This window comes from Paenibacillus sp. FSL H8-0280, assembly GCF_045040665.1.
In the GTDB taxonomy this organism is placed as follows: Bacteria; Bacillota; Bacilli; order Paenibacillales; family Paenibacillaceae; genus Paenibacillus; species Paenibacillus xylanexedens_A.
This window is the reverse complement of record NZ_CP150296.1, coordinates 2,826,987-2,838,285: the sequence shown is the minus strand read 5'-3', so window position 1 is coordinate 2,838,285 and position 11,299 is coordinate 2,826,987. Positions and strand designations below refer to the sequence as shown.

The window sequence follows — 11,299 nt, the reverse complement described above, 5'->3', positions numbered from 1 at the left end:
TTCTGTCGTACCATTATGATGCAGTCAGCGGTGATATATGAAAGGTTTCCATACGCACAATAGCCACATTCCAACAGAGTACGAGTTCAAACATTCCAAATGGATTCAAAAAATGCTCCATGCCTACTGGGTTGTTATCATTGCACATTTCGCCATTCAGATTGGCTGTTTCCTGTTTCTGGAGTATGATCGCACACCTACAGATTTCGTGATGAATGTCCTCTTCTGGCCTACGGCCGTCAGCAGTTCATGCATTTTGTTCGCAAGTTGGGTTGATCGGCGCTTCAGTTCATATTCCTTTTACACCATGTCTATAGCCAGCACGGTTATCGCCTGGACGATTATTCATGTCAATTATGACATTCGGATTATATTAGCAATCTGTCTGTTGCCCATCTTTGCTTCGGTGCTGTTCTTCAGTAAAAAGAGAGTCTGGACTGTCTTTCTGATGCAGATGACTGGTTACTTTCTGGTTTTGTTCGATCCGGCCTACCGGTTGTACCTGTCTTCATTTGACATGGTATCCATTCCTGCTTTTCTAATCCTAGGTACATATGTAGCACAGGTTATCGTAACAAGCGGCGTTGAGGTGCTCAATGATCTTCAGGCCAGCATGCTTGCCAAGCAGGACCTTATTGTGCGAAATGCCATTATGACCAAACAGTCCAAAACAGACGGTTTAACCAACCTTTATAATCAAAGCTCCTTCAAGGATTATTATGAAAAAGCATTTGAGTATGCCAACAGTGGCATGAGTCTGCATCTGGCCCTGATCGATATTGATGACTTCAAATCCATTAATGATACGTATGGTCATCGGGTTGGAGACATCATTCTGGAGAAAGTGTCCCTGATCATTCAGGAAACCATTACCTCAAGTGATATTGCAGCACGGTACGGGGGCGAAGAGTTCGCCTTATTGATGTTTGAGCAATCTTTCAAGCAGGCTTATGCCTTGGTGGAACAGATTCGCCAGAAGATTGCCCTGATGGGCCATCTGGAACTTGAAGGAGCTTCCATCACCGTGAGTATCGGTCTCAAAAGCTACAGCCCTAATCTAACCAAAGACAAATTGTTCGAGGAAGTGGATGCCTGTCTGTATGCCGCCAAACGAACAGGTAAAAATAAAACCGTAACATCACTTGATCTGGCTTCGTCCTTGGCAGAGAAAATATAAATAAAAAAGTTGTGCTGTACACCGGAATTCCGGTTTGTACAACACAACTTTTTTTGGGTCTGAATACGATCAACACGCCGATCTTTTTCATACATCTATGTTTTCATTCCGCCCATTCCCAGCGATGGCGATTTTGCTCCAGCATCGGATGCAGGTATTCGGACGATCCGTCAATGATGAGACGCAGCTCTTTGATCCAATCCTTGAAGGAATCAAATGAAGCAAACATATTCGCCATCTCTATCGTCAAATACAGAAAGTGAGGGGCTGGATATTCCGCAGTGATATGGCGGAGCGCGCTATCCACAGGCGTATATTTTTTTCTCTTGCCCTCCAGTCCTTCCACGCGTATACGGGAGGTTGGATGTTCCCGCCGCCAATCATGCAGGCGATCTTCTCTTTTGTAATAGGCTTGTATTGTACCTTTGCTCATTCGTTTAAACGTGCTCTCGTGTAAAGGATACAGCACGAGCTGTACGAATGAACGGATGTCCGCCGTTGCAGCGGCGCGTTCAAGTTGCTCATCGGTCACATGTTCAAACGAGTCATAAAAAGTCAGTGTGCCTTTGCGGCTGGCCGCAGGTGGCTCATAACCATAAGGTACAGATGTATATTTTCCAGACATTTCACCCCTCCTTGTTTATACGCACATTCGCACAAAGGTGATTGGGATAACCCAGCTAATGTTATTATACGCTAACGATCTTGCTTCAACTCGGAATAAAATGTCATTCTGTTCTTGCCAGCACGTTTGGACTCATACAAAGCTTCGTCCGCCATCCGAATAATCTCACTTGGGTTGTCGCTGTTGGTTGGATATTCAGCACCTCCGATGCTACATCCAATTCGAATTCGCTCGTATTCAATAATAAACGGCTTGTTCAGGCTTTGAATGATGGCTTCTGCATAAGCCATGGCTTCTTCCCTCGGATGACTTCCAACAGACTGAAGTACAATCAGGAATTCATCTCCGCCCAATCGGACTGTTATACCCTTCTCCTGACCAAGAGCCGACAGTCGCTGGGCCACTTTCTGTAGCAGCACATCTCCAGTCTGATGTCCAAGTGTATCGTTGACCCGTTTGAATCCATCGAGATCCAGATAGAGAAAAGTCAGCGTGTGATTTTCACTTTCGGTCTCCAGAGACTCCTCCAAATACACTTCAAGAGCAGTGCGATTCGGCAGACTAGTCAACTGATCAAAATGCGCCAGATTCTGCATCACGACCAGCTCTGAGTTTTTATTCATAAGAGAGGTCAGCATATCCCGAAGCGAACGGGACAACACTTCAATCTCCTTAATCCCCTTAATCGCAGGAATCTCAAGCTCTTCCCCTGCACGCAGTCGATTGGCTACTCTGGTAAGACGCACAAGTGGGGCAGAGATCAGACGTGAGACAACCCAGCCAATCAGTGCAAACAGCACGGTAACGGCAAGTCCCGCCCACACATTAAACCACATCAGGTCAAACACAGACGCAAAAGCAGATGACTTGACTTGACGAATGACTACAGTCCAGCCTAATCCAGGATAATCCAGATGGCCCTGGCTGTAGGCAAACCCTGTCACATATTCATTACCGTCAGGCCACTTTTCAATGGACCAACTGCTTTTGTTGTGCTGGGCCTCTTCAATGCCGGGCAATACCAACGGTTTACCGACCCATTCCTTCGGCCCGAGCAGCACTGTATGTTCCTTTTTGCTCACGATAAAGAACTCAATGTCTTTTTCTTCTCTTTTCAATGGGGCAAGTACGGATTCCTCAACTTCCTTCGCCCATTCCCAGCTTAAATGTGCAGCGAGCACACCTTGAATCATTCCTTTGCTATCCTTCAGCGGAAAACTGATATCGACAAATTGCAACGGCTCTCCCGTTGGATTCGGAAGCAGCTTGGCAAGAAGTACTGCATTATGCACATCTCCAATGAATTTACCCTTGATTCCCTCCTGATACACAGGTCGCTCCGATAAATTTTCCCCAAGCAAGATACCATCCGTGGCAGCTAACACTTTTCCTTTTGGGTTCATGAATCCAACCCATGAGAATGAGGGAAAGCTATCTTGTAACTGATCCAGCAGCATCTGAATCTCATCAGGTTGGAATCCATCTTTCAACGAAACCATCCGGCCCAGCAGGTCCAGTTCACCCGCGCGAGCGGACATGAATCGATCCAGCTTGTCCGAAGCCTGTGAGGCCGTGCCTGTAAGCGAGTGACCAATCTCAGTCTCTACAGCAACAAATGACTTTTGGCTAAAAATAGACCCAATCGTCAGAGTAACCAGCAGGGATAACACAGCAAAGATGACTGTAAGCACAGTTCTAATTTTGAATGACATTACTTCCTCCATTACACGGTGAAACCATCTTGCTTTTCAACATAACTATGCTGTAAAGAGTACACGGAATGTCACCTCGGACGTGTCTCAAAACTCGCTGAAGTGCATCTTTTACCGCCTTTTCGCCCCCTGCTGCGTCACTTTCCCTTGACGTGCCCCGGCACGCCTGCGGAAAACTTCCTGGCTTGGAACGAAAATTCGGCAAAATCTGCTTCTTCGGAGTTTCAGACACGCCCTAATCGTTTTCATATTTATCGGAACTTGTGTGTTCTTTTATTATACATGCCCATACAATATTATACTGAAATTTTCACCGTGTTTCTTCCATTCAAAGAATAGACACGATTCTGTATATACATACTTGGGTTATGAATATAGAGAGCAAGCATATCCTTCAAAGGATCATGCGCCTGTATGTCACAGAGAGAGTAATCGAAATACTAAACATTGGGGGTGTAATGTTGAGCCTGCTTCATGTTGCTGTTATTCTGCCTTTTGCCGCTGGCATTCTACTTGCCATGCTGCATCGTTTCTTCCGTAAATTACATTTGGGATGGCCGGTTCTCCTTGTTCCGGCACTATTATTTGTATACTTTGCGAGTCTCATACCCGCTGTGTCACAGCGCAATACCGTATCTGGAAATATCCCATGGATTCCTTCACTGGACATTGGATTTAACCTGTATCTGGACGGTCTGAGCCTCATGCTGACACTGCTAATCACCGGAATCGGTGTCCTCGTTGTTCTCTACTCCATCTTCTACATGGATATGAAAGAAGCGCTGAACCGTTTCTACCTGTATCTGTTGATGTTCATGGGAGCCATGTTGGGCGTGGTGCTATCTGATAATATGATCGTGCTCTACGGATTCTGGGAATTGACCAGTATTACGTCATTCCTGTTGATTGCATTCCATTACAAACGTAAAGCCTCGACTTCAGGAGCACAAAAATCATTCCTGATTACGGTATTTGGCGGTTTCGCCATGCTTACCGGATTCATGATGATGTATCTCATTACCGGAACGTTCAGTATTCGTGCAACTATTGCAGGATTGGGTCAGTTTCAGGAAAGCGCACTATTTCTACCCGCACTTATCTTGATCCTGATTGGAGCTTTCACCAAGTCAGCTCAGTTCCCGTTCCATATCTGGTTGCCGGATGCCATGGAAGCTCCGACACCTGTTAGTGCCTATCTTCACTCAGCCACCATGGTCAAGGCCGGACTGTACGTTGTCGCCCGGTTTACGCCGATCTTCGGTGGACAGGGACTCTGGTTCTGGCTCGTTACCGGCGTTGGTCTTCTGACTTTATGTTATGGATCATTCCTGGCGGTGAAAAAAAACGATCTCAAAGCGATTCTTGCCTATTCGACCATCTCTCAACTTGGTCTGATCATGTCCCTGTTAGGGGTTGGATCTGCTGCTCTCTACTTCGGATATGGCGAATCATCTGCGATGTACACTGTGGCAATAACCGCTGCGCTGCTTCACCTGTTTAATCATGCAACCTTCAAGGCCGCTCTGTTCATGGTCGTAGGGATTGTTGATCATGAAACGGGTACACGTGACATTCGGAAGCTCGGTGGACTTGCTTCATTCATGCCAATTACATTCACGGTGGCATTGATTGGTTCACTTGCCATGGCGGGTATTCCGCCGTTCAACGGATTCCTCAGCAAGGAGCTATTCTTCCAGGCGATGGTGGAAGTCACGCATCTACGAATCTTTGGACTTGGGTCCTGGAGTGTTCTATTGCCGGTATTCGCTTGGCTTGCAAGTGTGTTTACCCTGATCTATGCGCTTATTATCGTGTTCAAAACATTCCTCGGTCGTAGCCAAAGCGAGATCCCTGCCGAGAAGCTGCACGAAGCGCCCGCTGGCATGCTCATTCCGCCTGTTGTTCTAGGTGTTCTTGTCATCGTATTCGGACTCTTCCCGAATCTGCTGGCCGGATCACTGATTGAACCGGCCATGGCCGCTGTGCTTCCATCCCTCTTGAATGGGAATGAGCGCTTCGATGTACATTTCTCTCTGTGGCATGGATGGACTCCGGAACTGATTATGACGATCGGAGTTGTGATTCTCGGAATCACTCTCTACAAGCTGTTGCCACGATGGAGGAATATTTATGAGCATTATCCACAAGGATTAACAATTAACAATATGTACCATGTCGTGCTGGATAATCTTCAGCATTATGCACGCAAATGGACGGAAGCCTATATGAATGGCTCGGTTCGTAATTATCTCGTTTACATTTTCTCATTCACGGTCGCGTTGCTGGTCTATGCTTTCTTCCGTTCAGGAGAAAATATTACCTGGAATCTTCAGGGCAATGCACCTTACTCATTCTATGAGGTCGTATTGCTAGTCACGCTCATCGGTGCTGCAGTTTCGATTCCTTTTGCCAAGAACAGATTGTCGGCAGTCATTATGACCGGAGCGGTTGGTTACCTCGTAACTCTGCTGTTTGTACTCTTCCGGGCGCCGGATCTGGCGTTGACACAGATGATTGTTGAGACGGTGTCCGTTGCATTGTTCCTGCTCTGCTTCTACCATCTGCCTGAGCTTCAACGTGGCAAATCAAGCCGCAGTTATCTCACGGTAAATATGATCGTAGCGATTGCAGTCGGGATCGTGATGACTTTTGTTGCACTGGCTGCAAGCGGAACAGCATCACTCGACAGCATTTCTACTTTCTTCCTTCAGGAAGCCTATGATTCGGCCGGTGGTAAAAATGTCGTGAACGTGTTATTGGTGGATTTCCGAGGCTTCGATACGTTATTGGAGATTATGGTGCTTGGGGTTGCTTCATTGTCCATCTACTCCATGATTAATCTGAACCTCGAAGCGAAGGATCTCGGAGCCCGCTTGAAGTTCCGTAAGAAAGACGAAACTAAGGATTCCGAGCCCGATCTGGATGATGAAACAGACAATACGAAAAAGTATGGTAACCGGGAACGCAGCTCATCCTCGTGGGATACTGTCCCCTTGCAGAGTAATGATGTATTGCTGCAAACGACCACCAAGGTCGTTGTGTTCATCATTTTGACGTTTGCCATGCATCTCTTCTTTGCAGGTCACCACAATCCGGGCGGAGGTTTCATCGGTGGCTTGGTCACAGCAGCAGCGCTCGTATTGATTGCCCTGGCATTCAGTACAGATACGATACGCAAAGCGTTACCGGTTGACTTCCGTATTCTAACAGGAATCGGATTGGGTATCGCCTTACTTACGGGTGCGGGTTCATTTATATTCGGAGTCCCGTTCCTAAGTCAAACCTTCGGCTATTTCGAACTTCCTTTGCTGGGAGAAACAGAACTCGCCACGGCCATGCTGTTTGATCTTGGCGTGTATCTCGCTGTCCTGGGTGTCACCATGACCATCATTCTACAGATCGGGGAGGATCGCTGATATGGAAATATTGATGTGTGTAGCCGTTGGCATTCTGTTTGCGGTTGCCGTCTTTTTAATCTTGTCGCGGAGCCTGCTCCGCATCGTACTTGGCATGTCCATACTAACCCATGGCGTTCATCTGCTCTTGATCACCATGTCACGTCTCAAAACTGGGGCACCACCACTGCTTGGGGAGATGGCTGAACGTTATGTCGATCCACTTCCTCAGGCTTTGATACTAACTTCGATTGTTATTAATTTTGGCCTCACTGCGTTCTTCTTTGTTCTCTCCTATCGTTCTTATCTGAAGTTAAAAACAGACGATATGGAAGAAGTAAGGGGGCGCCCATATGAATAATCTCGTCGTTCTGCCGATTCTGTTGCCTTTGATTACAGGTGTTCTGGCTCTGCTATTTTTCCGGAAAACAAATATCCAGCGGATCATTAGTGTCATCGGACTTTTGTTTACAGCTGCGGTCTCAACGATACTCATTACTCGTGTGACTCAAACTGGAGTTCTAACGCTTAATATGGGCGGTTGGGCACCTCCCTATGGTATTGTGCTTGTTGCGGACATGGTGTCTGCGTTGCTTGTTGTTGCTGCTTCCATCATTGCGCTGGCTTGTCTGCTGTATGCATTCCGCAGTGTAAACAAGGAGAGAGAAGAACATCACTTCTATCCGTTCTTTCATTTTCTGATCGCAGGAGTTAACGGTTCATTCTTAACAGGAGATTTGTTCAATTTGTTTGTCAGCTTTGAACTGATGCTCATCTCTTCCTATGCACTGATCGTATTGGGAGGTACCGAAAGACAGCTTCGGGAAACGATCAAGTATGTCTTGATTAACATCGTTTCTTCAGCACTTTTTGTTGCTTCCATCGGCTTCCTCTACTCCATAACTGGCACACTGAACATGGCAGATTTGTCCGTCAAAATTGCTGAAGTGGGACAGAGCGGAGTCATTACCTTAATTGCTGTTCTCTTTCTGATTGTATTTAGCATCAAGGCCGGACTGTTCCTGTTCTTCTGGCTGTCGGGCTCTTATGCGGCACCACCTGCTGTCGTCACTGCATTGTTCGCAGGATTGCTCACCAAAGTTGGCTTGTATGCAATTGTGCGAACATTCACACTGATCTTCTATCATGATCCTGATTTCTTCCATACACTGATCGGATGGATGGCTGGTGCAACGATGGTCCTTGGTGTCATTGGTGCGATCTCATACCGCGATGTGAACAAAATTCTCATTTACAACGTGGTCGCAGGTGTAGGTTTTGTCGCTTTTGGTATGGCTTCGGCCAGTCGTCCTGCACTGGAGGGGCTGCTCTTCTATATGCTGCATGATATGTTGATCAAAACATTGCTCTTCCTGCTCGGCGGTGCCTTGATCGCTGTTGCCGGAACATCAAAACTCGATAACATGGGTGGGCTGATCCATCGCTATCCGCTGCTCGGCTGGATGTTCTTCATTAGTGCACTTGCCTTGGCAGGTTTGCCGCCATTTAGTGGATTTCCAGGGAAGTTGCTTCTCTTTGAAGGAGGCTTGCAGGCAGGCTTATATGGTCTTACCGGCATTGCGGTGCTTTCGAGCTTGTTGATGTTATATTCGGTACTGCGCATCTTCATACAAGCGTTCTGGGGCGAACCGCCTGCCGGGGTTACAAGACGCCCTTACGCGGTGAACGGCCTTCTGATTCCTGCCGGAATTCTGTTTGTATTCATCATCGTAATGGGTGTGGGGGCTGAAGGCATGTTCCAATTAACCTCCCGCGCAGGTGATATTCTACTGCATCCCAATATTTATATTGATGCCGTATTGAAGGAGTAGATGTCTATGGCCTTTCAGATTGTACTGAATCTTATCATTGCTTTTGTATGGATGTTTCTGAACAACGCCTGGAATGGTGTTGGTTTTCTCATAGGTTACCTGCTCGGACTGCTTCTAATCGGGGGGATGCGCAGATTCTTCCCCCAGCGCTTCTATATTGTGCGAGTCTGGGCCATTTTCAAACTGATTACACTGCTGTTCAAGGAACTGGTGCGAGCCAGCATTGAGGTTATACGCCAGATTATCAAGCCCAAGTTAGATATAAGGCCCGGTATTTTTACGTATAAAACTCAATTGTCCTCGGATTGGGAAGTTACTCTGCTCTGCTTACTCATCTCATTGACACCAGGTTCTCTGCCGCTTGAGATCTCGGGTAATCAACGCAAACTGTTTATTCACGCACTGGATATCAAGGATGAACAGAAAATGAGAGATGATATCCAAAATACATTTGAAAAAGCAATTATGGAGGTGACGCGTTAATGTTATCCTCACTGTTGTTCATCTCATTGCTCATTCTCTCCTTAGCCATTCTGGGTTGCTTGTACAGGGTGCTTCGGGGACCATCCATGGCTGACCGGATCACGGCACTGGATACCATCGGTATCAATGTGATTGCCATCGTTGCCGTTCTGTCGATGATGCTGCAAACCCAAGCCTATCTGGATATTATATTGCTGATTGGTATTCTGGCCTTTCTAAGTACAGTGGCATTTGCACGTTATATCGAACGGGGGGCGGTATTCAAAAATGATGGAGATCGTTAAAGTAACCACTGAAACCGCTATAGGTCTACTCGTACTGCTCGGTGCACTACTCAGTGCACTCAGTGCATTCGGACTTATTCGTCTGCCTGATGTATATCTACGTGCCCATGCCGCAACCAAAAGTATGACGCTTGGTGTGTTCTGTGTATTAGGCGCTACATTTTTCTACTTCTGGTATTTCGATAACTATATCAGTGCCCGCTTGTTGTTAGGTATCCTGTTTGTATTCATCACGGCTCCGGTCGCCGGACATCTGAACGGACGGGCCGCCTATCGCACAGATGTACCACTGTGGGAGCAGAGCGTTCAAGATGAACTGGAACCCTTATTAAAAGGGAAAAAAGTGAACCATGAAGCCAAGGATATGATGGAGTAATCCCCAGCCTAGGCATAACAAATACCCCCGAGGATCAGCCGCCCGTTTCGCGGCATGTTCCCGGGGGTATTTTTTTATTTTTCATACACGGATCAACACTGATTATACAGACAGATTAAGTAGCATAGCATAGTCAGAATCCACTAAGTCCCTGTCTTCTCAGATCCGCAGCCACAATACGTGCAAGCTCCGCAGCCCCTTGACGATTCGGATGCAGACTATCTCCTGTCATATACAGAGCAAGTGTTGCCGCTGGACCAATGGACGTGAAATAGGCAGAACTTAACTTATTCAGTTCAACCAGAGTGACTCCCTCTTCCTGAGCTAGTGCACGTGTGGATTGATTGTACCAGCGGTTCTCCGCTTGATGCACATTGGCTGAGTTAAAGTCCGTTGCCCGGCCTTGAGGCGTAGAGAGAATGACCGTTGCTCCTTTGTTCTTTGCCTGACGCACCATATCCCGCATAATCTCCTTGAACTGCGCCTCCGTTGTATTGTTCTTGGCATTGGTGTCGTTAATTCCGAATTGCAAAATAAAATAATCTCCTGGCTTGATATACTTCAGAATCGCTTCCATCTGACCATCATCGCGGAATCCTCTCGCAAACTGACCACTTGCCGCTATATTGCGAACCTGGAAGGTGGAATTGTTCACATAGGACGGAAACAGCTGTCCCCAACCTCCTTGTACACTGCTACCCAGCGGATAGTAATTGCAGACTGTTGAATCCCCACCAATGTAGATTGTGCGGTTGGTAACGGTCTGATTGGATAACTTCCGGATTTCGAGTGCACTAAGTGTGAAGGCGGTGCCTGTCTTTCCTTCCGTAACCAGCAGGTTTAATTGCCCGTCAGTCACCGGAATTTGAAATTGGTCCGTTGCCCCGTTGCCTGTCATATTAATGATCTGGTAGACACCTTCTGCAGCCACACTCGCTCTGGCTGTATTGCCCAGAACCACTTTGACCTCATAGAGACCATTGGACAGATTCACATTGAAGGTATTGGTGCTCTTGGTGCCGTAAGTCAGAAACTGCACAGCGTCACTCTTAACCCCGCTTCCTGAGGCAGACACATTCCTCATCTGTGCAGGTGTGTTGAAGCCATAACCTTTCGTAGGCGTATAAGCATCTCCTGCGGACACGCCTGTGTAACCGCTCTCAACAGCACCCGAACCAAAATCAAATCTGTAATTGTCCGTTGCCGCTTCGGCGACTTGCCCTCCACTGCTTCCCAAACCGATGCCCATTGTACTCGCAAACAGAACAAAACAGAGCAGAAGCTTAACCGATATTGAACATTTCATCACTGAATTCTCCTCTCGAATCAGAATTAAATTAGGGTGTGTCTTCAAACTTAGGCATGCAATACGTTGAAGGATGTCAGGGTCCAACAGCTTGAAGTCAAGGATTGCT

Annotated in this window: 10 protein-coding genes; 7 read left to right on the top strand and 3 right to left on the bottom strand. The window is 47.0% G+C overall.

The window, feature by feature from the left end; all coding sequences use genetic code 11:
* The first annotated feature begins 37 nt into the window (after positions 1-37).
* Positions 38-1,177, top strand: coding sequence for a GGDEF domain-containing protein (locus tag MHI12_RS12840; RefSeq protein ID WP_405172568.1), 1,140 nt, complete (start codon positions 38-40; stop codon positions 1,175-1,177).
* 103 nt (positions 1,178-1,280) lie between these two features.
* On the opposite strand, the gene MHI12_RS12835 is transcribed toward MHI12_RS12840, so the two are convergent.
* Together MHI12_RS12835 and MHI12_RS12830 are read right to left on the bottom strand one after the other, a co-directional pair.
* Positions 1,281-1,802, bottom strand: a complete 522-nt coding sequence (locus MHI12_RS12835) for a hypothetical protein (protein WP_405172567.1) — start codon at positions 1,800-1,802, stop codon at positions 1,281-1,283.
* 71 nt (positions 1,803-1,873) lie between these two features.
* A complete protein-coding gene (locus tag MHI12_RS12830) occupies positions 1,874-3,514 on the bottom strand; it encodes a diguanylate cyclase domain-containing protein (RefSeq protein ID WP_405172566.1) in 1,641 nt (546 codons plus the stop codon).
* A gap of 461 nt (positions 3,515-3,975) precedes the next feature.
* Here MHI12_RS12830 and MHI12_RS12825 point away from each other — a divergent pair, with 461 nt between their 5' ends.
* From MHI12_RS12825 to mnhG, 6 genes are read left to right on the top strand one after another with little or no spacing between them, the layout of a single operon-like run.
* Entirely contained in the window at positions 3,976-6,930 is a 2,955-nt protein-coding gene (locus tag MHI12_RS12825; RefSeq protein ID WP_405172986.1) for a Na+/H+ antiporter subunit A, read from the top strand.
* Position 6,931: 1 nt separating this feature from the next.
* Positions 6,932-7,270: a Na(+)/H(+) antiporter subunit C gene (locus MHI12_RS12820; RefSeq protein WP_036670645.1), complete on the top strand. Its 339-nt coding sequence runs from the start codon at positions 6,932-6,934 to the stop codon at positions 7,268-7,270.
* On the top strand, positions 7,263-8,741 hold the full coding sequence (locus tag MHI12_RS12815; RefSeq protein ID WP_315939646.1) for a Na+/H+ antiporter subunit D: 1,479 nt from the start codon (positions 7,263-7,265) through the stop codon (positions 8,739-8,741). Before MHI12_RS12820 ends, MHI12_RS12815 begins: the two co-directional genes overlap by 8 nt.
* 6 nt (positions 8,742-8,747) lie before the next feature.
* Positions 8,748-9,224 carry a Na+/H+ antiporter subunit E gene (locus MHI12_RS12810; protein ID WP_036608718.1) on the top strand — a complete coding sequence of 159 codons (477 nt, stop codon included), beginning with the start codon at positions 8,748-8,750 and terminating at the stop codon, positions 9,222-9,224.
* Positions 9,224-9,508 carry a Na(+)/H(+) antiporter subunit F1 gene (locus MHI12_RS12805; protein WP_017688855.1) on the top strand — a complete coding sequence of 95 codons (285 nt, stop codon included), beginning with the start codon at positions 9,224-9,226 and terminating at the stop codon, positions 9,506-9,508. The genes MHI12_RS12810 and MHI12_RS12805 overlap by 1 nt, the downstream gene beginning before the upstream one ends.
* The gene (mnhG, locus tag MHI12_RS12800) at positions 9,492-9,884 is read left to right on the top strand and encodes a monovalent cation/H(+) antiporter subunit G (protein WP_405172565.1); all 393 of its coding nucleotides are present in this window, start codon (positions 9,492-9,494) and stop codon (positions 9,882-9,884) included. The genes MHI12_RS12805 and mnhG overlap by 17 nt, the downstream gene beginning before the upstream one ends.
* Before the next feature lie 133 nt (positions 9,885-10,017).
* Here mnhG and MHI12_RS12795 read toward each other — a convergent pair whose 3' ends face one another.
* Complete coding sequence (locus tag MHI12_RS12795) at positions 10,018-11,133, bottom strand: rhamnogalacturonan acetylesterase (protein WP_405172985.1); 1,116 nt, start codon at positions 11,131-11,133, stop codon at positions 10,018-10,020.
* Positions 11,134-11,299: the final 166 nt, after the last annotated feature.

Bases quoted from the DNA above. Each gene is read 5' to 3' on its own strand.
- MHI12_RS12835 (WP_405172567.1), bottom strand. From the start codon at position 1,802: ATGTCTGGAAAATATACATCTGTACCTTATGGTTATGAGCCACCTGCG.
- MHI12_RS12815 (WP_315939646.1), top strand. From the start codon at position 7,263: ATGAATAATCTCGTCGTTCTGCCGATTCTGTTGCCTTTGATTACAGGT.
- MHI12_RS12820 (WP_036670645.1), top strand. From the start codon at position 6,932: ATGGAAATATTGATGTGTGTAGCCGTTGGCATTCTGTTTGCGGTTGCC.
- MHI12_RS12805 (WP_017688855.1), top strand. From the start codon at position 9,224: ATGTTATCCTCACTGTTGTTCATCTCATTGCTCATTCTCTCCTTAGCC.
- MHI12_RS12810 (WP_036608718.1), top strand. From the start codon at position 8,748: ATGGCCTTTCAGATTGTACTGAATCTTATCATTGCTTTTGTATGGATG.
- MHI12_RS12795 (WP_405172985.1), bottom strand. From the start codon at position 11,133: ATGGGCATCGGTTTGGGAAGCAGTGGAGGGCAAGTCGCCGAAGCGGCA.
- mnhG (WP_405172565.1), top strand. From the start codon at position 9,492: ATGATGGAGATCGTTAAAGTAACCACTGAAACCGCTATAGGTCTACTC.
- MHI12_RS12840 (WP_405172568.1), top strand. From the start codon at position 38: ATGAAAGGTTTCCATACGCACAATAGCCACATTCCAACAGAGTACGAG.
- MHI12_RS12830 (WP_405172566.1), bottom strand. From the start codon at position 3,514: ATGTCATTCAAAATTAGAACTGTGCTTACAGTCATCTTTGCTGTGTTA.